Origin of the sequence: Bradyrhizobium sp. LLZ17 (genome assembly GCF_041200145.1) — a bacterium.
Taxonomy (GTDB): domain Bacteria; phylum Pseudomonadota; class Alphaproteobacteria; order Rhizobiales; family Xanthobacteraceae; genus Bradyrhizobium.
Map to the genome: position 1 here is coordinate 2,238,998 of NZ_CP165734.1, position 24,957 is coordinate 2,263,954.

General features: G+C 64.8%; 21 protein-coding genes and 3 pseudogenes. 9 read left to right on the forward strand and 15 right to left on the reverse strand.

From position 1 onward, the window contains the following. Position 1 precedes the first annotated feature (1 nt). The 3 genes from fdhF to AB8Z38_RS11210 are packed head-to-tail and all read left to right on the forward strand — an operon-like array spanning position 2 to position 3,942. Complete coding sequence (gene fdhF, locus AB8Z38_RS11200; RefSeq protein WP_369725047.1) at positions 2 to 2,887, forward strand: formate dehydrogenase subunit alpha; 2,886 nt, start codon at positions 2 to 4, stop codon at positions 2,885 to 2,887. Positions 2,888 to 2,891: 4 nt separating this feature from the next. After that, on the forward strand, positions 2,892 to 3,719 hold the full coding sequence (gene fdhD / locus AB8Z38_RS11205) for a formate dehydrogenase accessory sulfurtransferase FdhD (protein ID WP_369725048.1): 828 nt from the start codon (positions 2,892 to 2,894) through the stop codon (positions 3,717 to 3,719). Continuing rightward, complete coding sequence (locus AB8Z38_RS11210) at positions 3,709 to 3,942, forward strand: formate dehydrogenase subunit delta (RefSeq protein WP_354222341.1); 234 nt, start codon at positions 3,709 to 3,711, stop codon at positions 3,940 to 3,942. The genes fdhD and AB8Z38_RS11210 overlap by 11 nt, the downstream gene beginning before the upstream one ends. On the opposite strand, the pseudogene AB8Z38_RS11215 reads toward AB8Z38_RS11210, so the two are convergent. From AB8Z38_RS11215 to AB8Z38_RS11275, 13 genes and pseudogenes are all read right to left on the reverse strand, one after another. Then, a pseudogene (locus tag AB8Z38_RS11215) lies at positions 3,917 to 6,884 on the reverse strand (bifunctional [glutamine synthetase] adenylyltransferase/[glutamine synthetase]-adenylyl-L-tyrosine phosphorylase). The gene AB8Z38_RS11210 and the pseudogene AB8Z38_RS11215 sit on opposite strands and share 26 nt — an antisense overlap. Then, positions 6,881 to 8,341 (reverse strand): sensor histidine kinase, encoded by a 1,461-nt coding sequence (locus tag AB8Z38_RS11220; RefSeq protein WP_369725050.1) that lies wholly within the window; start codon positions 8,339 to 8,341, stop codon positions 6,881 to 6,883. Before AB8Z38_RS11220 ends, AB8Z38_RS11215 begins: the two are co-directional and overlap by 4 nt. Beyond that, positions 8,325 to 9,005: a response regulator transcription factor gene (locus AB8Z38_RS11225; protein ID WP_282518800.1), complete on the reverse strand. Its 681-nt coding sequence runs from the start codon at positions 9,003 to 9,005 to the stop codon at positions 8,325 to 8,327. The genes AB8Z38_RS11220 and AB8Z38_RS11225 overlap by 17 nt, the downstream gene beginning before the upstream one ends. A gap of 267 nt (positions 9,006 to 9,272) precedes the next feature. Then, a pseudogene (locus tag AB8Z38_RS11230) lies at positions 9,273 to 10,847 on the reverse strand (Do family serine endopeptidase); the annotation flags it as partial. A 212-nt stretch (positions 10,848 to 11,059) separates the two neighbouring features. Further along, positions 11,060 to 11,539 carry a cytochrome c-type biogenesis protein gene (locus AB8Z38_RS11235; protein ID WP_369725052.1) on the reverse strand — a complete coding sequence of 160 codons (480 nt, stop codon included), beginning with the start codon at positions 11,537 to 11,539 and terminating at the stop codon, positions 11,060 to 11,062. 5 nt (positions 11,540 to 11,544) lie between these two features. After that, positions 11,545 to 13,527: a heme lyase CcmF/NrfE family subunit gene (locus tag AB8Z38_RS11240; RefSeq protein ID WP_369725054.1), complete on the reverse strand. Its 1,983-nt coding sequence runs from the start codon at positions 13,525 to 13,527 to the stop codon at positions 11,545 to 11,547. After that, entirely contained in the window at positions 13,524 to 14,033 is a 510-nt protein-coding gene (gene ccmE, locus AB8Z38_RS11245) for a cytochrome c maturation protein CcmE (protein WP_369725056.1), read from the reverse strand. Before ccmE ends, AB8Z38_RS11240 begins: the two co-directional genes overlap by 4 nt. A 37-nt stretch (positions 14,034 to 14,070) precedes the next feature. After that, positions 14,071 to 15,198 (reverse strand): c-type cytochrome biogenesis protein CcmI, encoded by a 1,128-nt coding sequence (gene ccmI, locus AB8Z38_RS11250; protein WP_369725057.1) that lies wholly within the window; start codon positions 15,196 to 15,198, stop codon positions 14,071 to 14,073. Between the two features lie 158 nt (positions 15,199 to 15,356). Continuing rightward, positions 15,357 to 15,626, reverse strand: a complete 270-nt coding sequence (locus AB8Z38_RS11255) for a hypothetical protein (protein WP_369726470.1) — start codon at positions 15,624 to 15,626, stop codon at positions 15,357 to 15,359. Positions 15,627 to 15,726: 100 nt separating this feature from the next. Further along, positions 15,727 to 17,130, reverse strand: coding sequence for a hypothetical protein (locus AB8Z38_RS11260; protein ID WP_369725059.1), 1,404 nt, complete (start codon positions 17,128 to 17,130; stop codon positions 15,727 to 15,729). A 161-nt stretch (positions 17,131 to 17,291) separates the two neighbouring features. After that, positions 17,292 to 18,668 carry an ATP-binding protein gene (locus AB8Z38_RS11265; RefSeq protein WP_369725061.1) on the reverse strand — a complete coding sequence of 459 codons (1,377 nt, stop codon included), beginning with the start codon at positions 18,666 to 18,668 and terminating at the stop codon, positions 17,292 to 17,294. Positions 18,669 to 18,773: 105 nt separating this feature from the next. Further along, a complete protein-coding gene (locus AB8Z38_RS11270) occupies positions 18,774 to 19,439 on the reverse strand; it encodes a response regulator transcription factor (protein ID WP_018315821.1) in 666 nt (221 codons plus the stop codon). A 227-nt stretch (positions 19,440 to 19,666) separates the two neighbouring features. Next, on the reverse strand, positions 19,667 to 19,822 hold the full coding sequence (locus tag AB8Z38_RS11275) for a hypothetical protein (protein WP_369725064.1): 156 nt from the start codon (positions 19,820 to 19,822) through the stop codon (positions 19,667 to 19,669). A gap of 235 nt (positions 19,823 to 20,057) precedes the next feature. On the opposite strand from AB8Z38_RS11275, the gene AB8Z38_RS11280 reads away from it, so the two are divergent. The 4 genes from AB8Z38_RS11280 (at position 20,058) to AB8Z38_RS11295 (ending at position 22,096) form a co-directional block, all read left to right on the forward strand. Continuing rightward, complete coding sequence (locus tag AB8Z38_RS11280) at positions 20,058 to 21,032, forward strand: Ku protein (RefSeq protein WP_369725066.1); 975 nt, start codon at positions 20,058 to 20,060, stop codon at positions 21,030 to 21,032. Positions 21,033 to 21,090: 58 nt separating this feature from the next. Further along, positions 21,091 to 21,327, forward strand: coding sequence for a hypothetical protein (locus AB8Z38_RS11285; protein ID WP_369725068.1), 237 nt, complete (start codon positions 21,091 to 21,093; stop codon positions 21,325 to 21,327). 190 nt (positions 21,328 to 21,517) lie between these two features. Further along, a complete protein-coding gene (locus tag AB8Z38_RS11290; protein WP_369725070.1) occupies positions 21,518 to 21,700 on the forward strand; it encodes a hypothetical protein in 183 nt (60 codons plus the stop codon). Between the two features lie 231 nt (positions 21,701 to 21,931). Then, positions 21,932 to 22,096 carry a Flp family type IVb pilin gene (locus AB8Z38_RS11295; RefSeq protein ID WP_369725072.1) on the forward strand — a complete coding sequence of 55 codons (165 nt, stop codon included), beginning with the start codon at positions 21,932 to 21,934 and terminating at the stop codon, positions 22,094 to 22,096. Between the two features lie 391 nt (positions 22,097 to 22,487). Here AB8Z38_RS11295 and AB8Z38_RS11300 read toward each other — a convergent pair whose 3' ends face one another. Further along, positions 22,488 to 22,994, reverse strand: a complete 507-nt coding sequence (locus AB8Z38_RS11300) for a class I SAM-dependent methyltransferase (RefSeq protein ID WP_369725073.1) — start codon at positions 22,992 to 22,994, stop codon at positions 22,488 to 22,490. Positions 22,995 to 23,286: 292 nt separating this feature from the next. Here AB8Z38_RS11300 and AB8Z38_RS11305 point away from each other — a divergent pair, with 292 nt between their 5' ends. Beyond that, positions 23,287 to 23,445, forward strand: a complete 159-nt coding sequence (locus AB8Z38_RS11305; RefSeq protein ID WP_369725075.1) for a hypothetical protein — start codon at positions 23,287 to 23,289, stop codon at positions 23,443 to 23,445. Positions 23,446 to 23,488: 43 nt separating this feature from the next. Here AB8Z38_RS11305 and AB8Z38_RS11310 read toward each other — a convergent pair whose 3' ends face one another. Continuing rightward, positions 23,489 to 23,893: a hypothetical protein gene (locus AB8Z38_RS11310; protein ID WP_369725076.1), complete on the reverse strand. Its 405-nt coding sequence runs from the start codon at positions 23,891 to 23,893 to the stop codon at positions 23,489 to 23,491. 884 nt (positions 23,894 to 24,777) lie between these two features. On the opposite strand from AB8Z38_RS11310, the pseudogene AB8Z38_RS11315 reads away from it, so the two are divergent. Next, a pseudogene (locus tag AB8Z38_RS11315) lies at positions 24,778 to 24,945 on the forward strand (thiamine pyrophosphate-binding protein); the annotation flags it as partial. Positions 24,946 to 24,957 lie beyond the last annotated feature (12 nt).

The following is a 24,957-nucleotide window of genomic DNA, read 5'->3' on the forward strand; positions in this document are numbered from 1 at the left end:
AATGTCTCTGATCCAAGAACTCGACTTCGGCACGCCGCGCTCGACATCGGAAACGATGGTCACGCTGACCATCGACGGTAAAGAGGTCAGCGTGCCCGAGGGCACTTCGATCATGCGTGCCGCGATGGATGCGGGCCACCAGATCCCGAAGCTCTGCGCCACCGACATGGTCGACGCGTTCGGCTCCTGCCGCCTCTGCGTCGTCGAGATCGAGGGCCGCGCCGGTACGCCGGCCTCCTGCACCACGCCGGCCATGAACGGCCTGGTCGTGCACACCCAGAGCGAACGGCTGAAGAATCTGCGCAAGGGCGTGATGGAGCTCTATATCTCCGACCATCCGCTCGACTGTCTGACCTGTGGCGCCAATGGCGATTGCGAATTGCAGGACATGGCCGGCGCCGTCGGCCTGCGCGACGTCCGCTACGGCTATGACGGCGAGAATCATGTGTTCGCCAAATCCCATGGCAAGTCTCATGGCGAGGTCAACGCCGCCTGGATGCCGAAGGACCACTCCAACCCCTACTTCACTTACGATCCTTCGAAGTGCATCGTCTGCTCGCGCTGCGTCCGCGCCTGCGAGGAGGTGCAAGGCACCTTCGCGCTGACGATCTCGGGCCGCGGCTTCGACAGCCGCGTCTCGCCCGGGATGAGCGAAAGCTTCCTCGGCTCGGAATGCGTGTCCTGCGGCGCCTGCGTGCAGGCCTGCCCGACCGCGACGCTGACGGAAAAGTCGGTGATCGAGATCGGCCAGCCCGAACATTCGGTGGTCACCACCTGCGCCTATTGCGGCGTCGGCTGCACCTTCAAGGCGGAAATGCGCGGCGAGGAGGTCGTGCGCATGGTGCCTTACAAGGACGGCAAGGCCAATCGCGGCCATTCCTGCGTCAAGGGCCGCTTTGCCTGGGGCTACACCAACCACAAGGAACGCATCCTCAAGCCGATGATCCGCGAGCGGATCGAGGATCCCTGGCGCGAAGTGTCATGGGATGACGCGTTCGCGTTCGCCGCCGACAGGATGCGCGGCATCCAGCAAAAATACGGCCGCGACGCCATCGGCGGCATCACCTCGTCGCGCTGCACCAATGAAGAGACCTATCTGGTGCAGAAGCTGATCCGCGCCGGCTTCGGCAACAACAATGTCGACACCTGCGCCCGGGTCTGCCATTCGCCGACCGGCTATGGCCTGTCGGTCACCTTCGGCACCTCGGCCGGTACGCAGGATTTCGACTCCGTCGAGCAGACCGACGTGGTCGTGGTCATCGGCGCCAATCCGGCGTCTGCTCATCCCGTCTTCGCTTCGCGCCTGAAGAAACGGCTGCGCCAGGGCGCCAAGCTGATCGTGATCGATCCGCGCCGCACCGAGATGGTGGAATCGCCGCATGTGAAGGCGCTGCACCTACCCTTGATGCCCGGCACCAACGTCGCGGTGATGACCGCGATCGCCCATGTCATCGTCACCGAAGGCCTCGTCAACGAAGCCTTCGTGCGCGAGCGCTGCGACTGGAGCGAGTTCGAGGAATGGGCCGCCTTCGTCGCCCAGCCCAACAACAGCCCGGAAGCGACCGCGATCCTGACCGGGGTCGATCCGAACGATCTGCGCGAAGCCGCCCGCGTCTACGCCACCGGCGGCAACGGCGCGATCTATTACGGCCTCGGCGTCACCGAGCACAGCCAGGGCTCGACCACGGTGATCGCGATCGCCAATTTGGCGATGGCAACAGGCAATATCGGCCGTCCCGGTGTCGGCGTGAACCCGCTGCGCGGCCAGAACAACGTGCAGGGCTCCTGCGACATGGGCTCGTTTCCGCACGAGCTGCCCGGCTATCGCCACATCTCGGGCGATGCCGTACGCGACCAGTTCGAATCGCTGTGGAACGTCAAGCTCAACCCGGAGCCGGGGCTGCGCATTCCCAACATGTTCGATGCCGCGATCGAAGGCACGTTCATGGGGCTCTACGTCCAGGGCGAGGACATCCTGCAATCCGATCCCAACACCAAGCATGTGGTCGCGGCGCTATCGGCGATGGACTGCGTCATCGTGCACGACCTGTTCCTGAACGAGACCGCGAACTACGCCCATGTGTTCCTGCCCGGCTCGAGCTTCCTTGAAAAGGACGGCACCTTCACCAACGCGGAACGCCGCATCCAGCGCGTGCGCAAGGTGATGACGCCGAAGAACGGCATGGCGGACTGGGAGGTCACGATCGGCCTTGCCAAGGCGATGGGCTACGAGTTGAACTATGGCCACCCGTCCGAGATCATGGACGAGATCGCGGCGCTGACGCCGACCTTCGCTGGGGTTTCCTACGCCAAGCTCGATGAACTCGGCTCGGTGCAGTGGCCCTGCAACGAAAAGGCGCCGGAGGGCACGCCGGTGATGCACATCGACGGCTTCGTCCGCGGCAAGGGCAAATTCATCGTCACGGAGTATATCGCCTCCGACGAGCGCACCGGCCCGCGCTTCCCGTTGCTGCTCACGACGGGACGCATCCTCAGCCAGTACAATGTCGGGGCGCAGACAAGGCGCACCGAGAACGTGGTCTGGCATGCCGAGGACCGGCTGGAGATCCATCCGCACGACGCCGAGCAGCGCGGCGTGCGCGACCGCGACTGGGTGCGGCTGCAGAGCCGCGCGGGCGAAACCACGCTGCGCGCGGAGATCACCGACCGGGTCGCGCCGGGCGTGGTCTACACCACCTTCCATCATCCGGACACGCAGGCCAATGTGATCACGACCGACTATTCGGACTGGGCGACCAACTGCCCCGAATACAAGGTCACGGCGGTGCAGATCTCGCCCTCGAACGGCCCGTCCGATTGGCAAAAGACCTACGATGCGCAGGCGCGGCACTCCCGCCGTATCGCGTCGGCCGAAGCCGCGGAGTAACCGCATGCACGTGCCGGTCCAGCCCATCGACCGCGAAATTTTTCGCGACGGCGTCGCGTCCGAAGGGACGCGGCTGATCCCTGAGGAGACCCCGCTCGCGCTGACCTACAATGGCGGCACCTACGCCGTCATGATGGCGACGCCGCAGAATCTGGAAGACTTTGCCGTCGGCTTCAGCCTGGACGAAGGCGTCGTCAAATCGGTCGATGAGATCCGGTCGCTCGAAGTCGTCCGTCTCGATCATGGCGTCGAGTTGCGGATGTGGCTGGCCTCAGAGGATGCAGGACGCATCAGCGAGCGCCGGCGCCACATTGCCGGCCCGACCGGCTGCGGCATCTGCGGCATCGACTCGATTGCAGAAGCCGTGCGGCCAGCGGCCGCCGTGCCGCAGGGGCAGACCTTCACGCCCGAGCAGATCATGACGGCCATGCAGGCGATCGCTCCCCTGCAATCTATCAACGTGCAAACCCGCGCCGTTCACGCCGCCGCGTTCTGGTCCCCTGCCCACGGCATCGTCGCGCTGCGCGAGGATGTCGGCCGCCACAACGCGCTCGACAAGCTTGCGGGCTCGCTTGCGCGCAGCTGCACGGTTGCAAGCGGCGGCATCGTGCTGCTGACGAGCCGGGTCTCGGTCGAGATGGTGCAGAAGGCCGCCGCGATCGGCGCGCCGGTGATGGTCGCGGTCTCCGCCCCCACCGCGCTCGCCGTCCGCACCGCGGATGCCGCCGGGATCACGCTGGTCGCGATTGCGCGACAAGACGGGTTCGAAGTGTTTACCCACGGCAGCCGCATCGTCGCGCGCCATGCCAGGGAGGTTGCCGATGTCGCCTGACCGTTTGATCTACATGGCCAACCAGATCGGTACGTTCTTCCGCAGCCAGGGCCACGACAAGGCCGTGCCGGGGATCGCCGAGCACATCAAGAAATTCTGGGATCCCCGGATGAAGCGCGCGATCTTCGCGCATCTCGATGCCGGCGGTGCGGGGCTCGAGCCGAACGTGCTCGAAGCCCTGACATCGTTGAAACAGGCTATTTCCCTTCCAGAAGCGCGCTGAACACCCGCCGCACGTCGCTCTGCGTTTCCTTGACGCGTGCCTCCAGCGAGGAGAAATCCGGCGCGTCGCCAGCACGCGCCATGACGCGCTGAAGGTCGATGCCGGCGGTATCGGGCTTGAAGCGGTCGCTGACACAGAGCCGCAGGATCTGCGTCAGATCGTGATAGAGCCGCGCAGCCGCGCGCAGGATCTCAGCTTCCGAGTGCGGCAGCAGGCCGAGCCTGGCAGCATTCTCCAGCACCTGCACCGTGCTGACGTCGAGAATCCCCGGCTTCTCGTGCGCGTGCACGAGCTGCAGATATTGCGCGATGAAGTCGATATCGACCATGCCGCCGGCGGCATATTTGAGATCCCAATGGTCGGTCTCGCCCTTCTCCTGCGCGATCGCGCGCCGCATGTCGGCGACGTCGGTGGCGATGACCAACGGGTCGCGGCGGCGGGTCAGGACCTCGCGGATGATCTGTTCGATGCGCTCGCGGAATTCGGGGACGCCGACACCACGCGCGCACGCGTCAGCGCCATGTGCTCCCAGGTCCAGGCCTCGTTGGCCTGGTAGTCCGCGAACGAGACGAGGCTTGACGCCACCGGACCGGCTCGCCCCGACGGGCGCAGCCGCATGTCGATCTCGTAGAGCACGCCGTAATTGGTGCGCGTGGTGAAGGCACTGATCAGGCGCTGGGTAAGGCGGGCAAAATAATGCGCGCCCTGGAGCGACTTCGGCCCGTCGGAGTCCGGATCGTCGCTATCGAAATCATAAAGCAGGATCAGGTCGAGATCGGAGGACGCGGTCATCTCGCGGCCGCCGAGCCGGCCCATGGCGATGATCGCGGTCTCCTGCCTCTTGATCCGCCCGTGCTGGGCGGCGAAGCGATCGGCGACCAGCCCATGCACGGTATGGACGATGCCTTCGGCAACATCGGCAAAGGCCGTGCTTGCCTGTTGCGCCGAGACGGTGCCAGAGAGGATGCGGGTGCCGATCAGGAACAGGCTCTCTTGGCCGAACAGACGCAAACGATCGAGAAATTCCTCGTAGGAGCCTGCGTCCTGGACCGTGGCCGCCAGCCGCACCGACAATTCCTGCCGGTCCGGCATCGCGCCGAAGAAGCGCGGATCGATCAAACCGTCCATGAGCTGCGGCTGCCGCGCCAGCATCTCGCCAAGCCGGGGGGCGGCGCCCAACACCAGGGCCACCAGCGCGACGAGATCGCGGTTCTGGCCGAGCAGCGTGATCAATCGACCACCACGTTGAAGCGCGCTGAGGAAATGATCGAAAGCCACGACCGCGCGGTCGGGCTCTTCGGCATGCGCCAGGCCGTCAATCAGCGCCGGCACGAACTCGACGAAGGCGCTGCGCGTCTGCTCGTTGCGGAACACGCGATAGTCGCCGCTGATCCACTCGCGCACGGTCTGCGCGACGGCAGCGGGCTTCTTGAATCCGAGCGCCGCGAGGTGCTGGAGCAGGCGCGGATCATCGCCCCCGGCCCGGTAGTCGAGGGCCGGCAGACTTGCCGTTCCGGCCGGGTCGTCGCCCTCGAACAGCTTTTCGTAATGCCCCTGCACGATTTCAAGCTGGCGCAACAGGTCACGGGCGAAAGTCTCGCGGTTCTCGTAGCCGAAGAACCGGGCGAAGCGCTCGACCGCCTGCTTGTCGTCGGGCAAGGCATGGGTCTGCTCGTCGGCGATCATCTGGAGCCGGTGCTCGACCCGGCGGAGGAATTCATAGGCCCTGGTCAATTCCTCGCGCGCTTCAAAGGTGATCCAGTTGCTGGCGGCGAGCACGTCGAGTGCGATGAGCGTCGGCCGCACCCGCAGCTCCGGATGGCGCCCGCCGGCGATCAGCTGCTGCGTCTGCGCGAAAAACTCAATCTCGCGGATGCCGCCGCGGCCGACCTTGACGTTGTGGCCTTCGACTGCGATCTCGCTCTGACCGCGATAGGTCTGCATCTGCCGCTTCATGTCGTGGACGTCGGCGAGCGCGGCGAAGTCGAGATGCTTACGCCAGACGAAGGGGGAGATTTCGGCGAGCAGCGCTTCGCCCGCCCTGGGATCGCCGGCACAGGCATGCGCCTTGATCATCGCGGCGCGCTCCCAGGTGCGCCCTTCCCGCTCGTAATAGTGCAGCGCCGCGTCGCGGGAGATCGCGACCTGGGTCGAGGACGGATCGGGGCGCAGGCGCAGATCGATTCGGAAGACATAGCCGTCATAGGTGCGCTGCTGGAGAATGCGCGCCATCGCTTGCGTCACCCGGACGAAGAACGGCTGCGGCTCGATGTCGGGCGCCAGTGTCGTGTTATCAGGATCGAAGAACACGATCAGGTCGATGTCGCTGGAATAGTTCAGCTCGCCCGCACCCATCTTGCCCATCGCGAGCACGATCAGGCCGCAACCCTCTCCGGCGCCTCGGGGTCAGGAGGTATGAGCTTGCCGCGTGCGGCTTCCTGCCGCAGCAAATATCGGAGCGCGGCCTGCACCGAGGATACGGCAATGTCAGTCAGTGCCGCCGTCACCCGCATCACCGGCCAGACTCCGCCGATGTCGCACAGCGCGATCAGAAGCGCTGCCTCCGCCTTCATGCGGCGGAGCAGCCGCATCACTTCGGCCTCGTCGCTCGCTGCGAGCACCGCGCCCCTCGCCTCTGCGATCAGCGCGGCCAGATGCGCATCCGGATCGGATTCAAGCAGCCGGATCAGACGCTGCGGATCGGCGCGAACCAGCTCGAAAAGATAGGGCGAGAATTCCGCAATGCCGGCCAGGATATCCCGCGCGAAGCGATGAACCAGCAGCGCTTGAAGACGGGCCGATTGTGCCGGCTCGAGCTCGGCCAGCCAATTTTCAAAGCGTGTTTCGTCGGTTACGGAAGCGGCAATATGGGGAGCCTCCGCGAAGCGCGCCGCCAGGCTCTCACCATGCTTGTCCGCGTTTCCCGGCGCGGAGTGGTTCATGCCACCTTCTGTGGCACATCCGGTATTGGCGGAGCAACCCTGTCGCCGGCGCCCGCGCGGGCCGGCAGCACCAATGTGGCAACGAGGCCGGGCTGGGCATCGCCCAGCCGCAATTCACCGCCGTGCAATGTGGCAACCGCCGATGCGAGGCTGAGGCCGAGGCCGGAACCGGGCAGCGTACGGCTCGCCTCGAGCCGCACGAATCGCTCGACGACGTGCTTGCGGTCGCCCTCGGGAATTCCCGGGCCGCGATCGGTGACGCTGAGCAGCACCTGATCGCCCTCGCGCCTTGCCTCGATCGTGATCTGCCGGCTATCCAGGCTGACCACCGTTCCGGCCGTCTGCGCCGCCGGCTTGCCGTATTTGATGGCGTTCTCGACCAGATTGGCGAGCGCCTGACTGATGAGTTCGCGATTGCCGTGAATCGGCGCGGGCTGGCTCTTGACCTTCAAGGTCATGCCGTCGTCTTCGGCCAACGGCTCGTAGAGTTCGTGGATGCCGCCCGCGACATCGGCGGCGTCGAAATCATCCATGTTGCCGCGCGCCTGCCCGGATTCCGCGCGCGCGATCATCAGCAGCGCATTGAAGGTGCGGATCAGGCCGTCGGATTCCTCGATGGTGCGTTCCAGCGCGGCGCGGTAGTCGCCCTCGCTGCCCGATTTCGCCAGCGCCTCCTCGGCGCGGTTGCGCAGGCGCGTCAGCGGGGTCTTGAGATCGTGGGCAATGTTGTCGGAGACTTCCTTCAGCCCCGCCATCAGCGCCTCGATCTGCTCCAGCATGGCGTTGAGGTTTTCGGCGAGGCGATCGAGCTCGTCGCCGCTGCGCCCGACCGGCAGGCGCTCGCTGAGGTCGCCGATCATGATGCGATGCGCGGTGCCGGACATCGCGTCGATCCGCGTCAACACCCTGCGGGCGACGAAGATGCCGCCACCGAGGCCGAGCACCACGACGATCAGGATCGACCATTGCGCGGCCTTGGCGACGATGCTGAACAAGCGCCGCCGCTCGGCAAGGTCGCGGCCGATCAAGAGCCGGAAACCGTTCTCGAGCTCGGTGACGCGTACCAGCGCGCGGTGATCGCGATCATCCGCCTCCTCGATCCGCCGATAGGCGGTCTCGGTCCAGCCGCGCGTCGCCATCACGCCCGGCGCCAGCGAGCCAACGTTCCCAGCGATCGCCTGGCCCGTCGGGGTCGTCACGAGATAGAGATTGGCGCCCGGCCGCAGCGCGCGGTACTCGATCGTGCGCACGAGGCCGAACATGCCCCGGCGGCCGTAGATCTCCGAGATTTCCGAGGTCTCGGCGTTGACCGTCTGCGTGATCTCCTCGGTGATGAGGCGCCGTGTATTCCAGGCGAAATAGGCGAGCAGCGACGCCGCGAAAATCGCAAACAAAAACAGGTAGACCAGCGTCAGCCGGAATGCCGTGGTGCGGACGAGTTTACCGAATGCCGTCACGGATCATGTACCCGGCGCCGCGGATGGTGTGCAGCAGCGGCCGCTCAAAGCCCTTGTCGATCTTGGAGCGCAGCCGCGAAATGTGCACGTCGATCACGTTGGTCTGTGGATCGAAATGGTAGTCCCAGACGTTCTCCAGCAGCATGGTGCGCGTCACCACCTGTCCGGCATGCTTCATCAAATATTCGAGCAGGCGGAACTCGCGCGGTTGAAGCGTCAGCTCGTCCTTGCCGCGAGCGACGCGATGCGAAAGCCGGTCAAGCTCGAGATCGCCGACACGGTAAAGCGTATCCTCGGCCGGACCGCCGCGGCGGCGTGACAGCACCTCGACGCGCGCCAGCAGCTCGGCGAAGGAATAGGGCTTTGGCAGATAGTCGTCGCCACCGGCGCGCAGCCCCTTGATGCGGTCGTCGACCTGACCGAGGGCGGAGAGAATCAGCACCGGCGTCGAGTCGCCCTTGTCGCGAAGCGCGCCGATCAGCGACAGGCCGTCGCGCTTGGGCAGCATGCGGTCGACCACCAGCACGTCGTAATCACCGTTCTCGGCCATGGCGAGGCCTTCCTCGCCGTCGGCGGCGTGGTCGGCAATGTGTCCGACCTCGCGAAACGCCTTCACGAGATAGTCGGCGGATTCGCGGTCGTCTTCGATGATGAGGAGGCGCATCGTGCGTTCGGGGGCGGTCAAGGAGGTCAACCTTCTCTAAACATGGCCCGAGCGGCGATCGCATGCAAGCCGAGCGACTCCGGCATCGAGAAAAAGGCGGGCGGTGAAGCTGGGGGGACTTCACCGCCCTAGGCCTTCCGACGGAGGGGGGCGTAATTCCACCGGAAGGTAGACATGGGGGAGCGTTGCTCCGCTCCCGGGAAGGCGCCGTCGGCGGGGCGACTGATGCCGGCGACACCCTTGTCTCGCAAGCCTCCTGGGCCCTACCCCCTTGGCGAGGGGCACGGCGACGAAGCGCGACTGGCCGCCGCTCTTCACGCGCATCAGCACGCTGTTCTTGTTGTCGGTCTTCGCCGCGTTGATGGCCTCGCGGACATCGCCGGCGGTGCTCACGCTCTTGCCGCCGACTTCGAGAATCACGTCACCTTCCTTGAAGCCGCGTTCGGCCGCAGCGCTCTTCGGATCGACCTCGGTGACCACGACGCCGTCCTTGCCGGCGCCGGCGACGGAATTGGCGGGCGCCACCGTCATGCCGAGCTTCGGCACGTCGGTGCCCTTGCTCGCGCTCTTGCCGCTGTCGTTATCGGTGTCGGCCTTGGCCTCGACCGTGTTGGGCAGCTGACCGAGCGTGAGGTTCACGACCTTGTCCTGCCCCTTGTGCAGCACGTTGAGCTTCACGGTCGCGCCGGGCGCCATGCCGCCGATGGTGCGAGCGAGTTCGCGGGCGTCCTTGACGGATTCGCCGTTGACCGAGGTGATCACGTCGCCGGACTCGATGCCGGCCTTGGCGGCCGGACCGTTCGCCTGCGGCTCCGCCACCAGCGCGCCTTCGGCCTTCTTCATGCCGAGGCTGTCGGCGATGTCGGACGTCACCGGCTGGATCTGCACGCCGATCCAACCGCGGCTGACCGAACCCTTGTCCTTGAGCTGGGCAACCACGCTCTTCACGGTGTTCGCGGGAATCGAGAACGCGATGCCGACGCTACCGCCGGAGGGCGAGTAGATCGCGGTGTTGACGCCCATCACCTCGCCGTCGGTGTTGAAGGCCGGACCGCCGGAATTGCCCTTGTTCACGGGCGCGTCGATCTGGATGAAATCGTCATACGGACCGTTGCCGATGTCGCGGCCGCTCGCCGAGACGATGCCGGCCGTCACGGTGCCACCGAGTCCGAAGGGGTTGCCGACCGCGAGCACCCAGTCGCCGATCCGCGGCTTGCCGTCGGCAAGCTTGGCGAACGGGAAGTTGGAGCCGCCCTCGACCTTGATCAGAGCGAGGTCGGTACGCTGGTCGGTGCCGATCACTTTGGCGGTGTAGGTCTTGCCGTCGTCGGTCGTGACTTCGACCTTGTCGGCGCTGTCGACCACGTGGTTGTTGGTCACGGCATAGCCGTCGGCCGAGATGAAGAAGCCGGAGCCCTGGCCCTGCACGACGCGGCCACGACCACCCTTCAGGCCCGGGAAGCCATCCGGCCCACCGAAGCGGCGGAAGAAGCGTTCCATCGGCGAGCCCGGCTGGAACGGCGAGGACTCGTCGTCGCCGCTGTCATTGCTGGCGGTCTTTTCCTTGATGTTGACCTTCACCGAGATCACCGACGGCTTCACGCGCTCGACGATATCGGCGAAACCGATCGGACGTTCGACCTTCTTGACCTCGTTGTTGACCTGCGCGTGCGCCGGGCTTGAGAACAGGTCGGCAGGCGAGGTCGATGGGCTGAAGCCGTGGACGGCGATCCCGAGACCGGCGAGGACCGAAGCCATCAGCGCGATTCTGCGGGCCGAGAAAACCGAGCGGCGGGGCTGCCGGAAGGACGGAAGGTTCGTGAGATCGGGACGGTCAGTCATGCGGAGGTCTCCAGGGCCTTGAAATCCACTTGGTGCCGGTCGGCAGCACCTTACGATCCCCAAGATGGGGGCCGCCGCCTTACCGCGCGCTGGCTGCGGGGTTAAACTTTGGTAATGAAGGCCGCGCTTGCATGCGGCAGTTTATCGCAGGCAAAAAAACGTGCTGCTGCAGGAACTTAATGAGGTTCCCGCAGTGCCGTCTTCGACGCCTGCTAACGTGATGCCTCGTCCGACATCAAGGCCGCTAGTCGCGCCTCTTCATCGGGCGTGAGCGGCGGAGCTGGTACGTCTGCACCACTTCGCGCGCGGCGCCGAATTTGCAGCCACAGCGCCAGACCTCCGCCGGCCAGCAGCAGCGGCGCGAGCAGCCACAGCAGCATCGTCTGACGCTCGAAGCGCGGTTTCAGCAGCACGAATTCGCCGTAGCGCGCCACCAGGAAGTCGAGCACCTGGGAATTGCTGTCGCCGGCTGCGATCCGTTCGCGCACCAGCAGCCGCAGGTCGCGCGCGAGCGGCGCATCGGAATCGTCGATCGACTGGTTCTGGCAGACCATGCAACGCAGCTCGCGCGACAAGTCGCGTGCGCGCGCTTCCTTGGCGGGGTCCGACATGATCTCGTCGGGCTGCACGGCATAGGCCGCAGGCAAAGCCAGCAGCACAAGCGCGACGATCGCGGCCATCATCCGGCGCATCAGAATCACTCCGCCGGCTGGAGGCGTTGCTTGGCCCGCGCCGGCTTCGGCGCACCAACCCGCAGGCGCCGGTCCGAGAGCGACAGCATGCCGCCGAATGCCATCAGCACGGGTCCCCACCAGATCAAGAGCACCAGCGGCTTGTGATAGATGCGCACCGCGATCGCACCATCGGCGGCGACATCGCCGAGCGAGATGTAGAGCTGGCTTGCGCCACGCGTCAGCAGCGCAGCCTCGGTGGTCGAGGATCCGCGCGTGGTGAAACTGCGCTTCGAAGGCGTCATAACGCTGAGCGTTCGGCCGTCCAGGCTGACGTTGAACTGCGCGATCATCTCGCGGTAGTTCGGTCCCTGGCGCTCAAACAAGCCGTCGAGCTTCAGATCGTAGCCCGCGACCTGGGCGACGTCGTTCGGCTTCATCGTCGCGATGTATTCGCTGTTCCAGGTGGTCTCGCAGACGATCCCGATCAGCGCGACGCCGAGACCGGCGTGAGCGAACACAGACCCCCATGCCGAGCGCGGCAGGCCGCGGGCGCGATGCAACGACGTTGCGAACGGCAGGCGAAACAAGCCGGTTCGTTCGGCGAGATCCGTCACGGCGCCGGCGACGACGAAGACTCCAAGCCCGATCGCCAACGGCGCCAGCGCGCTGCCGCCCCGGGTCCAGGCCCAGACAAGGGCGACGACGACGAGCCCGGCGACACCGGCCGCGAGCAGGCGCTGGGTGACCCCGAGCAGATCGCCGCGCTTCCACGCCAGCATCGGCCCGAACGGCACCGCGAGCAGCAGCAGAATGAACAGCGGGACGAAGCTGAGATTATAGAACGGCGCGCCGACCGACATCTTGAAATCGGCCAGCACCTCCATCGCCAGCGGATAGAGCGTGCCGAACAACACGACCGCACAGGCGACGGTGAGCAGAAGGTTGTTCAACACCAGCGCGCCCTCGCGCGAGATCGGCGCGAACAGGCCGCCCTGTTTCAACGTGGTGGCACGCGCCGCGAACAGCGACAGGCTGCCGCCAATGAACAGGCAGAGGATCAGGAGAATGAACACGCCGCGCGTCGGATCATTGGCGAAGGCGTGCACGGAGGTGATGACGCCCGAGCGCACCAGGAAAGTACCTAGCAGCGACAGCGAGAAGGTCAGGATCGACAGCAGGATGGTCCAGACCTTCAGCGCGTTACGCTTCTCCATCACCAGCGCCGAATGCAGCAGCGCGGTGCCGGCGAGCCACGGCATCAGCGAGGCGTTCTCGACCGGGTCCCAGAACCACCAGCCGCCCCAGCCGAGCTCGTAATAGGCCCAATAGGAGCCCATGGCGATGCCGAGCGTCAGGAAAATCCAGGCAACCAGCGTCCACGGCCGGACCCAGCGCGCCCAGGCAGCATCGATCCGCCCCTCGATCAGCGCCGCGATCGCGAAGGAGAACGAAATCGAGAAGCCGACATAGCCGAGATAGAGCATCGGCGGATGCACGGCGAGGCCGATATCCTGGAGCACCGGGTTGAGATCGCGCCCCTCGATCGGCGGATTGACGATGCGCAGGAACGGATTCGAGGTCACCAGGATGAAGAGATAGAAGGCGCTGGCGATCCAGGCCTGCACCGCAAGCACATGCGCGCGCAGCGACAGCGGCAGATTGTTGCCGAAGGCCGCGACCAGCCCGCCGAACAGCGCCAGGATCGACACCCAGAGCAGCATCGAGCCTTCATGGTTTCCCCACACGCCGGTGATCTTGTAGATCAAGGGCTTCATGGAGTGCGAGTTCTCGTAGACGTTGGCGACGGAGAAATCCGAGGTCACGTGCAACGTGACGAGCGCGACAAAGGATGCGCCGACGAACAGCAGCTGCGCCAGCGCGGTTGAGCGCGCCACGTTCATCAGCGCGGTATCACGCAAGCGCGCCCCGATCAGCGGCACGATCGACTGGATCAGCGCCAGCGCGAGCGCCAGCACCAGCGCATAATGTCCGGCTTCCGCGATCACCGCACCGCTCCCTGCGAATTGCCCTGCGCAGTCGTCGCCGCAGGCTTGACGCTATCAGATGCCTTGGCGCCATAATCGTCCTTCCAGTGCCCCTGTTTCTTCAGGGCATCGGCGACGTCCTTGGGCATGTAGGTCTCGTCGTGCTTGGCCAGCACCGTGTCGGCCTTGAACACGCCGTTGGCATCGAGCGCGCCTTCGGCGACGACGCCCTGCCCTTCGCGGAACAGATCGGGCAGGATGCCCTTGTACGCGACGGGCAGCTTGGCACCGCCGTCGGCCACTTCAAATGTCACCGCGAGATTGTCGCCGCGCTGCAGCGAGCCGGGCTGCACCAGGCCGCCGAGACGAAACCGCTTGCCGGGCTGGACGTGCTTCTCGGCGACCATGGTCGGGGTCGAGAAGAACACGATGGAGTCACGCAGCGCGTTGAGCACGAGCGCGGCGGCCAGCGCGAGCACGGCGAGCGAGCCGCCGATGATGGTCATACGTCGCTGCTTGCGCGTCATGGCGTATCCGTTCTCCGCGCGTCTCGTTGCAAAATCGTCATCCGTCGAGCCCCAGAGTCTTGAGGCCTTCGTTGAGCTGGCGCAGCCGTTCGGCGTCGTTGGCGACCGCCTGACGGGCATCGGTCGAAGCACCCACCGCCTTATCGCGGTCGCCGATCACGAGATAGGCGCGCACCAGACGCAGCCAGCCGTCGACATCGTCGCCGTTCTGCTTCAACCGCGTGGCCAGACGTTCGACCATGCCGCGGATCATCGTGCCGCGATCGCCCTCGCTCATATCCTTTGAAGCTGCGATCGTGTCGTCCGACAATGTCGGCATCGTACCGCCGCCGCCGACGCGCGCCAGTGAGGATTGCACCAGAGGGCGCCACGGCGCATCCGCCGGCGCCTTCGCAAGCAGCGCCCGCCAGATATTGGCCGCATCATCCTTGCGGCCGTCCTGCTCGGCGGCGAGCCCCAGGAAATAGTTCGCCTTGGGATCGTCGGCGTTGAGCGCATGCGCACGCTCGAACTCGGTCTTGGCGTCCGCCGTCACCACACCGCTGGCAGCGGCCGCGATCGCCTCGCCGAGATCCGACCGACGCTCCGGGCTCTCGCCGTTGTAGGTCAGCGCATTGCGATAGGCGCGCACCGCGTCGTCGAAGCGGCCCAGCCGTTCCAGTACCGGGGCGAGCACGCTCCAGCCGCGACCGTCGGTCGGATTCTTCTCCAGATGTTGCTCGACCTGCACGACGAGAGTCTCGAGCGACTGCGCCATGCCGGGTCCCGGCCCACGCTCCCGTTGCGCCAGCGGGAAGTCCTGAAGCTTCGGCGAACCGAGCGGAATGTACACGCCCATCGCGATGAGCGGCAGGCCGATGAGCGCCAGCACGGCGGCCGCACGGCGCCATTTGAGATCGGACTTCGGCTCGGACACAGACTCGCTGCCGGCCGCGGCGAGCAGCCTGCGGCTGATCTCGACGCGCGCGGCTTCGGCTTCCGGCGCGGCTATCAGCCCCGAGGCGAGATCACGCTCGATCTCGGCCAGCTGGTCCTTGTAGACGGCGACCTCGCTGCCCTGATTCTCGGTGTCCTGGCGCTGTGCGCCTGCGCCACGGCCGAGCGGCCAGAGCACGGCGAAGATCGCCGCGACCGTCATCAGCGCGAACACGAACCATAGCGTCATCGGGCAAGCTTCCGGGAGGGCGCGAACCGCGCCCATCAATGGCTTTATCACGTGGCCTTACACCACGTGGCTTTACACCACGGCCGGACAGGGCGGCAATTGACAATTGTCAATTCGGCGCGAGCGGCGCCGTCTCGAAGCGGTGGAAATCCAACGGCTTAGCCGATCTGGAAGTCCACGCTCTGGGCGGCATCCTCGCCGCGCCCGTTGAGCGCCTTCAGGAAATAGGTTCCTGGCGTGATCGCTTCCGGCAGTCTGATGCGCACGGCGCCCAGCGGAACCGGGGACGCAATTGTGGTGACTGTCTCAGGCAGTTGCCGACCGCTTGCCTTATCGACCAGCACCACCTTCGCGCTGACCATCAGTCTTTGATATTTGGCAACAATGACGCGGTTCTCAATCTCGACGAAGCTGATAATTGGTTTCATGCGCCCACAAATAAAATGTCCCCAAACATGCGCGGCGACCGTACGGCCGGCCACCAGCATCGTCAACCATAAATTGTGATCACGAAAAGATGCGCCTGGTTCAGCTGGCGCGCGTCGATTTTCGCTCGCCCGTTACCGCGTTTTCTGCGGCGCGGCTCATCAGCGAGGCGTAGTCGTCGCCGAACAGCACCTCGCAGAATCGGATCGCGGCCTGAACCTGCTGCTGGCGATAGGTGCGAACCTTGTGATCGGCCGCGCGCAGCGACTGCACCAGCGATTCTGTCGACCGCTCCACATATTGCTGGAGGTCGGAATAGGTGCGCAACGTCACCTCGTTGATCGCGAGCTCGCTGGCATAATTGCGGCAAGTCGCGACGAAATCGATCAGCGCCACGGTCTCCTCGACCTCGGTGCTGTCGATGCGCGCCCCCGGCGGGATGTCCTTTTCCGCGCGCTGGCGCAGAATGCGCCGAACGCGGCCCGGAACGCTGTCGATCTCCGATTGCAGGGCATTGGAGATGTCGGCTCGGATCGAGGTCAGCTGCTTGCCCCAGGTGGAATCGTTGCGCAGATCAAGCTCCGTGCGCAGGCCGCGCACACCGTCATGCAGCGCCTTCAAATTGTCGGCAATGGTGTCGAAGCGGCTGCGCTTGATATCCGTGCGCAAATTCGCGGCAACGCAGGACAAATCGTGCAGCGCCATCGTGACGGCAACGCCGTAGGGCGTCGCCGCGACGCGGATCTCGTCGTCCGACGCCGCGATCTTGATGGCGAGGCGGATGATCTGCCACGGCGCGGCCATGCGCTGGATCACCAGCGACAGCGCGAAGGGAAGCATCTGGGGCGTCTGGACCGCGGGAATGTTGAGCGCAGCAGTCACTGCGGCGACCTGGGGATCGCCGAACGTGCGCAGGAAGCGCGGAAGCTTTTCGTTGAGCGTGCCGATCGCCTCGCGGATCTGCAGCACCGCGCCGATCGAATAGAGATCCTCGATCACATTGGGCGGCCCGACGCGCGCGAGCGCGCGCGACTTGTCGCCGCCGCCCGGCCCGGTGAGCGCGAAGATCGCATCCGCCGCGACGGCCTGGAGATCATGGGCGAGCGTTTCGACCTGGCCGGCACTGTCGGCAGCCGGCATGCGCGCCAGCGTCGCCTCGAATTCGTTCAGCTTGGCCGGGGCACCGTCACGGCCGAGCCATTGCCAGATTGGCTGCAGCGAGGAGCGCCGGATCTGTCCGACCCGGGTTGGTGCGCCGGCGTCGACCAGGAACGGTTCCACTATCTGGAACAGCAGCCGCGACAGATCCTCGGTGCGCGGCGGCGGGGCTTCCTCTGATTCGGTCTTGCGCACGATCTTGCGTAGCTGGTCGAGCACCAGGGTCGCCACAGCCGTGTCCTGGCCGCGCTCAAGCGCGCGCTCGAACTCCCGCATCAGCAGCGCCTGCGCCTGCGGCGGGAGCTGCGCGAGATATTCTCTCAGCCGCTCGATCGATGTCTGGCTCATGCGCCCGGGTAATGCACGCTGAAGTGGCGGACATGGGATGCGTCCGGGCGCGATCATAGGGGCGCGCGCCTTAAGAAGCCGTTGAGGAAGTTGCGGCGAATGCCCCCGATTTCGTCCGCATCGACGTCGGCTAGGGCAAAAAATCGCGCCGGAACAAGGGATTATATTCCGGGCAGCACCAGCTCGGCCCGCAGGCCCCCGATCGGCGCGGGGCCGAGCGAGAGACTGCCGCCGTAGAGCGCGGCGAGATCGACCACGATGGAGAGGCCAAGCCCAGATCCGGGTTTGGATTCGTCGAGACGCTGGCCGCGCCGCGAGACCTGGGCGCGCTCGGCCTCCGACAGGCCCCGCCCGTCGTCATCGACGAGCAGCCGCAGCCGCGGGCCGGCGCCGGCCTGCTGCGGGGGGTCCACCAAAACCTCGATAAAGACCCGCGAGGCCGCCCATTTGCAGGCATTGTCCACGAGATTGCCGACCATCTCCTCAAGGTCCTGCCGCTCGCCGCGGAACTTGGCCGACGGATCGGCCTTGGTCTCGACGACGATGCCGCGGCCGCGGTGGATCTTCTCCATGGTCCGGCGCAAGGCCTCGATGGCCGGCGCGACCTCCGTGACGGTCCCGACGACGGAGACCCTTGCCGCGATCCGGGCGCGCTCAAGATGATGGGCGACCTGATCGCGCATCACGTCCGCCTGCTCCATCACCTTGGCGGCGAACGGATCGGCGGCATGCGCGTTGGCCTCGTTGACGATGACCGAGAGCGGCGTCTTGATCGCATGCGCGAGATTGCCGACATGGGTGCGGGCGCGCTCGACGATCTCGCGGTTGGCATCGATCAGCGCGTTGGTTTCGCGCGCCAGCGGCGCGATCTCGACCGGGAATTCGCCCTCGAGCCGCTCCGCCCGGCCGGAACGGATGTCGGCGATGGACTCCGAGATGCGCTTGAGCGGCGCCAAACCGAATCGCACCTGAAACACCGTGGTCAGCAGCAGCACGATGCCGAGCGCGGTAAAGGTGCCGCCGAGATAATAGTCGAAGCTGCGCGTCTCGTCGAAAATCTCGGTGTCGTCGCCGGCGACGCTGATGAGATATTTTCCGTCGCTGCCGAGATCGACCGGCCGCTCCACCATCCGCAGGTTCTGCCCCTCCGGCCCGTCGACATAAGCGAGGCGGATGCCGGCGGCCGTGAGCTCGGCGCCCTGCTCTTCCAGCTTCGGCAGCTTCTTGTCCCACAGCGAGCGCGACGAGCGCACCTCCGGCTTTTCCGTGTCGGTGCGCGTGATCTGCCAATACCAGCCGGACAGCGGCAGCTCGAACAAGGGCTCGCCGAGCGACTGGAACTGACGATCCGGCGGCTCGTCGGGAGTCGCGACCTCGGCGATCAGCGTGCGCAGATAGAGATTGAGCCGGCGGTCGAAGGCGCGCTCGGTGGCATTCTTGTAGACGGACGACAGCGCAACGCCGGTGATGGCCAGGATCACCACGAGCCAGGCGGTCGCCGACAGGAACAGTCGGTTGGCAAGCGAGCTAGCGGCCATCGGCGGGGTTCCGGCGGGCACGGGATGGCGGATCGTCGGACGTCATGACCCGACCAAGGGCCCTGTGTCCGGCCGGCCGTCAAGCCCAAGTGACGTCAAGAGGCGTCAAGCGGCCGGCGGGGTCAGGAGATAGCCGAGCCCGCGGACGGTCTGGATGATGTCGACGTCGAGCTTCTTGCGGATGCGGCCGACAAAAACCTCGATCGTATTGGAGTCGCGGTCAAAGTCCTGGTCGTAGAGATGCTCGACGAGTTCGGTGCGGGAGACGACGCGGCCCGAGTGGTGCATCAGGTAGGCCAGAAGCCGATATTCGTGCGAGGTCATCTTCACGGGGTTGCCGGAGACGCTGACCCGGCCGGTCCTGGTATCAAGCGTGACCGGGCCGCAGCTCAGTTCGCTCTGGGCATGGCCGGTGGAACGGCGCAGCAGCGCGCGGATGCGCGCCAGCACCTCCTCGAGATGGAACGGCTTTGCGACATAGTCGTCGGCGCCGGCATCGAACCCCTGCACCTTGTCGCTCCAGCGATCGCGCGCGGTGAGGATCAGGACCGGCATGGTGCGGCCGTTGCGGCGCCAGGCCTCCAGCACCGAGATGCCGTCCTTCTTCGGCAAGCCGATATCGAGCACGACGGCGTCGTACGGCTCGTTGTCGCCGAGATAATGCCCCTCCTCACCGTCGAAGGCGCGATCGACGACGTAGCCGGCGTCCGTCAGCGCCTTGGTGAGCTGGCGATTGAGATCAGGGTCGTCCTCGACAACGAGCAGGCGCACGCTTGTCTCCAAAGATAGGCCGCATGAATGACCACCGGAGATGAGCAATTCCGGCGTGAACTGAATATGAACACCGGGAACCGGCTTACGTTACTTTTTGGTCATTTGCGACCCGCTCGCGCACCGACACGACTGCGCCCGCCAGGCCAGCGGACGAGCCGGTGGCGTGGCGGGCGCAGTGTGCCGCGTGACGCGGCGAGTCGGAAGGTGCAGCGCGGATCCGGCCTTCAGGTCCGGAAGAACACGAACCAGACGACGGCGAGGATCAGGATCGCAAGGCCGGTCGAGATGGCAAGCAACGCCGCCACGGACGGCCCTGGCTCGCCCTGGCGTGCCTCGGTCGAGGTTTCGACGATCGGACGCTGCTCTCGCCTGGTTGCCATGATGGTGACCTCAATCTCCGGCCGTCTTTCGATGTCGCAACATCGTCACAGCCTCGTCTCGCGGGGCAACGCCTGATCCGAAATGATGTTCCGGACTTTGCATTTGGATCAGGCAGCAACCGCCCGCCCCGCGGCCGGTTAACGCAGTTGCAGGATTCCGCATCCCGCCTCGCTATGATTCGCTGTTCCCCGATGGTATTCTCGTCAGCTGTCCCTGTTGCGTTTGGAGTAGCCCATGGCCCCCCGTGCCAATTGGAAGGGTTTTCTGCGCCTCTCGCTCGTGACCTGCCCGGTCGCGCTCTATCCGGCCACGTCGGATACCGAGAAGGTCTCGTTCAACCAGATCAACCGCAAGACCGGCCACCGGATCAAGTACCTCAAGGTCGACGCCGAGACCGGCGACGAGGTGACCTCCGAGGACATCGTCAAGGGCTACAAGGTCGACACCGACACCTATATCGAGGTCAGCAAGGACGAGCTCGACGAGATCGCGCTGGACTCGACCCATACGATCGAGATCGACGAATTCGTGCCGAAGGCGGACATCGACAACCGCTACCTGATCCGCCCCTACTATCTCGTGCCGGACGGCAAGGTCGGCCATGACGCCTATGCGGTGATCCGCGAGACCATCCGCAGCATGGACAAGGTCGCGATCGGCCGCGTGGTGCTGACCAACCGCGAGCACATCATCGCGCTTGAGCCGCTCGAGACCGGCCTGATGGGCACTCTGCTGCGCTACCCCTACGAGGTGCGCAGCGAGAAGGAGTATTTCGACGACATTCAGGACGTGAAGCTGACCAAGGACATGCTCGACCTCGCCAGGCATATCGTCGAGAAGAAGTCCGGCGCGTTCGAACCCGAGCTGTTCGAGGATCACTACGAGACCGCGCTGATCGAACTCATCAACAAGAAGCGTTCCGGCGCGCCGATCGCGACCAAGGCGGCGCCGAAGACGGGCGGCAACGTCATCAACCTGATGGATGCGTTGAAGAAGAGCATTGCCAACGAGAAGGACGTAGCGCCCGCAGCCAAGACCGCGGTCAACGCCGCCAAGGGCAAGAAGCCGAAGAAGCGCGTGGAGGGCCAGCGCGAGATGCTGCTGCCGATCGCGGGCAAGGGCGGCAAGGAAGCTGCAGCCAAGGCGGCTGCACCCAAGAAGGCCGAGAAGCCGGTGCGCGCGCCGGCGCGGACCAAGAAGGCGGGCTGACGACATCATATCGCTGATCGCATCGTGATGCCTCTCCTCATCGGTCCGGCGGCCTGACATGCCCTGGTCGACGCCGTTCGAGGATCCGATCGCGTTACGCGGCGGCCGCAGGTTGCGCACGCTGCAACAGGCCGCCGACTACATCATGCAGCTGCCCGAGGCCGAGCAGCAGGAGCCGCGCTGGCAAATAGCGGTCGAGACACTCATCAACGCTGCGGAGAACGGCGGCGGCTGGGTGATGTTTGCCCGCATCGGCATGCTGCGTGCACTGAACGCCGACGAGACGCATGGATGAGCGCAGAGCTCGGCATGCTTGCCGATCGGTTGACGAACAGCCTCAACAATCTCTTAAAGCGCCACGGTGCCTTTCGGCACGGCCGTGCAATCATGCCGCACCGGGTATTCCTACGGGAGGCAAAATTAACCGTCGGTTCGCTTTGCGCACATCACGGTCCGCCATCGATCGAGCCAGGGTTCGCACCACCGTGCAGCAGCAGGACGCCAGAAAGAACTACATCGGCATCGTGAGCGACACGACCGAGGACGAGCGGATTTCAAACGCTACCGTGCGCGCGCAGCCGCATATGGTGAGCGATCTGGTCCGTCGCATCGCGGCAGCACTGGGACGCTCTCGTAAACGCGCACCGGAACCCGCCGGCACGCGTTGAGGCGCCGCCATGGCCGGCGCCGATGCCGTTCGACCCCGGTAGTGTCCCGGGGCGCGTTTCGGTTCATTTCAATTGGATAATGAAACCTTCGTTTAACGGCTATTAGCTTAAGAGATTGCGGGCAAGGTCGGCCGAACCTGTATTTCCTGGTGCGCGCAAAAGCCAGGTCGTCAATTTACCAATTTGATAACGCCGCCAGCATACATTGAACCGGATAAAGAGGAGTTGGCGATGACTTTGCTCAAGTCTTTTCTTGCCGATGAAAATGCCGCCACCGCGATCGAGTACGGCCTGATCGCCGCGGGTATTGCGCTCGCCATCGTGACGGTTGTGACCAACACGGGGAGCGTCCTCCTCAGCAATAAGTTCAACTCGATCAGCGCGGCCACGAAGTAAATCCCAATCTCGTCATCGCGTGCCGATGGTTCGCGCGGCGCCGCCCGATGACAGGCGCTTCTGACCCAACAGAGGTCCTGCTCATTGACAAAAGGTCGATAAAACCCGGAATACCGTTCCGTTAAACGCGATCAATGCGTCGGGCGATATAGAGATGGGTTTCGTAGTCCATTTCAAACTGCCCTTGGAAATCATCTATCGCTTTCGCGAGTTCGCTGAGGAGCTCGTCGCGCTTCGCTGCCTCCAAGAGCCGGTGGTCCGACCGCGAGCGCAAGTAATCGGTGTAACTTGACGTCGTGTGCTGGCGTGTCCAGGGATAGCACTTGTGCTTCACTGGCTCGAATAGCCCTGACTGGTGAAACCAGTCTTTGAAGGGGCCGTCTGGCAGGTACTAGGCCTCCGGTGGCGAGCCCCATTTTCCGATTTGACGCAGATAAATTTCTTTGAACCGCTCAAGCAGCGGGGCGGGTATTCCGACCGGGACGTGCCCAAACACCGCGAGTGAACCGCCGCGCTGAAGCACCTCGGCCGCTTTCGAGAACCGCATCTCCGGAGAGACCCAGTGCCAGGATTGCGCGGCAATGATCAGCCGGAATCCTGCCTGGTCGGCCGGCCACCCTTCGAAAGTGGTCTCGAGCAGTTCAACGTTCTCAAAGTCTGCCAAGCCCTCACGTGCGGCACGAAGCATTTCCGGTCCAGGGTCAATCGCGAGTATTGGAAAGCCTCGCTTCGCGAAGCCCACCGTCGCTTGACCCGTACCGCAGCCGACCTCGAGGATTCGATCTTTCGTCTTGAGATCGGCATATGTCACGACATCCTCGACAAGCGCATCGGGATATTCAGGACGCGCAGCCCTGTAGACGCTCGCGACTTGATTGAATGTAAAACGCTGCTCCATGAGATTTGCCTGATCGGCCCCGCAGGGTGTCTCATTAGAGCTGTTCTTCGTTCGTTGCACAACCCCTGCGGACAATTAGTCGCCCCACGCGAAAGGCACCGCCAGCGTGGGGCGATTTGGTGTGAGGTCGGAATCCGCGCATGCTGCAACGCCTCGCGGCGAAATCCGCAGCGGGCGCTGGCGGAATGATCGGGCCGCAAGTCACCTGTAATCTGCTTCACACGCAAACGCGCGGGATCGCGCTAGATGAAGTGGGGCCACGCCTCCCGCGCGGCCTGCTCCGGAGCTGACGATGATGGCAGCATTTGCAAAGGCGATATCGCGCGCGACGCGAACCAACGTCGATGTGGAAACTCTCAAGATCCTCGTGATTTTCTCTGGCGCCGGCCTGCTGGTCTCGCTTCTCGCCGCAATGTTGTATGGACAGGCTCTGAGCGCCGCTTTGTTTTGAAGGCAAGTGGCCGCGCTTCAGGGACATCGCGGCAAGCCGCCTGTTATTGCTTTGCGCGCCTGTTCTTTGGAGCCTGTGGCGCCGGCGCGGTGCTCGCCGCGTTTGCCGATGCGAGGGAGTCGACGCGTGAGCTGAGGGCGCCGACTTGCTCGGACAGAAGCTTGCGTTCGCCGGATTCTGCTGCAAGCTTTCTCTGAATGTCGGCCAACTCCTCGGCAAGTTTTTGCTGGCCCGCCTGAACCTCTTTCACCGTCTGCCCAAGAGCGGCCGTCGCCTGTCTGACGTCTTCCTCCCCGGAAGCTTGCTGCGGGGCGGCCGCCTGCTGCAGCGCCTCGATCTTGTAGTTCATCCAGACGAAACCACCGACGGCCAGTATCACCGCCAGTGCAACGACGACCCAAGGGAGCACGGCTCGCCTGGATTGGACAGGGTCTGAGTATTGGGTCATCATGGCTCCCGAGGACTGACCCCCGATCCAACACCTTGAATGTGACTTGGTTGCGTCCGCCTTCTCTTCTGCAGCCATTAAGGGCAGGATGGGTGAAGCTAGACTTTCCCGCTATCCATGCCAGCGCTGAACCCGCTCCCCATTTCCGTCAACATTGGCCGCCATGTGTGCTGATATTGTTGACGCAGCGTGGCTCGGAGAGCCTTGCTGTCAATCGTTAGACCAAAGCTGTTTAGAGGACGCGGATGAAAAGCGCGACGCTCCTGGTTCTTGGCTTCGGGGCGCGCGTCCGGGCGGCTTACGTTTGTCGGCCTCTCGCCGCAGGACAGCGCGAGAGCACAGACTTCGGCGACGCCGCCGGTTTCGCTGGCCCCGCCCAAAGCATCGCTGCCACGAGCGGGCGCTAAAAACCCTCCGGCAGCATCTGACAGGGCGTCGTCGACACCGCCCAGCAGCGGACCTTCAGTCTTGCCTGGGCCTGCCACCGACTACGATGGGTTTAGCGTTGGCACTGTCGAAGATAACACCCCCGATCAGGCAATGCGACCGAAGCGGTCTCGCGCAGTGAAGGGCTCCAAGCCCAATCTGGACGCAAACGGCATCGCGGAGCAGCCGTCGCTTGATCAGGAAGATGAGGCGTTGAAACGCAAGCTGACGATCTGTCAAAGCTGCAAGTAGGCGGTTCCCGCGGACGTGCCGACTTGCGGCTGGCAACTCCGATCAGCCGAACGCCCGCGCTGCATAGCTGACCTACGGCAGCCTTGATCCGCCCGCGCTTTACCCTCCCGCCATTTCCTGATCCTCTTTCCTCCAATCAGCCGGACCAACCGGCCTGCCCCAGGGAGAGAGACGCCATGAAGCTCGGCACTGCGATTGCGGAAATCATGCGGCGCGAGGGGATCGAGATCCTCTGCGGTTATCCCGTCAACCATTTGATCGAGCACGCGGCCAAGGCCGAGATTCGGCCCGTGATGGTGCGGCAGGAGCGCGTCGGGATCCACATGGCGGACGCGATTTCGCGCGTGACGTCGGGGCGCACCATCGGCGCGTTCTGCATGCAGCAC

Excerpts from the sequence above, each read along its gene's own strand:
- AB8Z38_RS11225 (WP_282518800.1), bottom strand. The coding sequence starts at position 9,005 with ATGCGCCTCCTCATCATCGAAGACGACCGCGAATCCGCCGACTATCTC.
- AB8Z38_RS11295 (WP_369725072.1), top strand. The coding sequence starts at position 21,932 with ATGACTTTGCTCAAGTCTTTTCTTGCCGATGAAAATGCCGCCACCGCG.
- AB8Z38_RS11275 (WP_369725064.1), bottom strand. The coding sequence starts at position 19,822 with ATGGCAACCAGGCGAGAGCAGCGTCCGATCGTCGAAACCTCGACCGAG.
- AB8Z38_RS11265 (WP_369725061.1), bottom strand. The coding sequence starts at position 18,668 with ATGGCCGCTAGCTCGCTTGCCAACCGACTGTTCCTGTCGGCGACCGCC.
- AB8Z38_RS11310 (WP_369725076.1), bottom strand. The coding sequence starts at position 23,893 with ATGACCCAATACTCAGACCCTGTCCAATCCAGGCGAGCCGTGCTCCCT.
- AB8Z38_RS11300 (WP_369725073.1), bottom strand. The coding sequence starts at position 22,994 with ATGGAGCAGCGTTTTACATTCAATCAAGTCGCGAGCGTCTACAGGGCT.
- AB8Z38_RS11280 (WP_369725066.1), top strand. The coding sequence starts at position 20,058 with ATGGCCCCCCGTGCCAATTGGAAGGGTTTTCTGCGCCTCTCGCTCGTG.
- AB8Z38_RS11285 (WP_369725068.1), top strand. The coding sequence starts at position 21,091 with ATGCCCTGGTCGACGCCGTTCGAGGATCCGATCGCGTTACGCGGCGGC.
- ccmE (WP_369725056.1), bottom strand. The coding sequence starts at position 14,033 with ATGACGCGCAAGCAGCGACGTATGACCATCATCGGCGGCTCGCTCGCC.
- AB8Z38_RS11305 (WP_369725075.1), top strand. The coding sequence starts at position 23,287 with ATGATGGCAGCATTTGCAAAGGCGATATCGCGCGCGACGCGAACCAAC.
- ccmI (WP_369725057.1), bottom strand. The coding sequence starts at position 15,198 with ATGACGCTATGGTTCGTGTTCGCGCTGATGACGGTCGCGGCGATCTTC.
- fdhF (WP_369725047.1), top strand. The coding sequence starts at position 2 with ATGTCTCTGATCCAAGAACTCGACTTCGGCACGCCGCGCTCGACATCG.
- AB8Z38_RS11235 (WP_369725052.1), bottom strand. The coding sequence starts at position 11,539 with ATGCGCCGGATGATGGCCGCGATCGTCGCGCTTGTGCTGCTGGCTTTG.
- fdhD (WP_369725048.1), top strand. The coding sequence starts at position 2,892 with ATGCACGTGCCGGTCCAGCCCATCGACCGCGAAATTTTTCGCGACGGC.
- AB8Z38_RS11210 (WP_354222341.1), top strand. The coding sequence starts at position 3,709 with ATGTCGCCTGACCGTTTGATCTACATGGCCAACCAGATCGGTACGTTC.
- AB8Z38_RS11260 (WP_369725059.1), bottom strand. The coding sequence starts at position 17,130 with ATGAGCCAGACATCGATCGAGCGGCTGAGAGAATATCTCGCGCAGCTC.
- AB8Z38_RS11255 (WP_369726470.1), bottom strand. The coding sequence starts at position 15,626 with ATGAAACCAATTATCAGCTTCGTCGAGATTGAGAACCGCGTCATTGTT.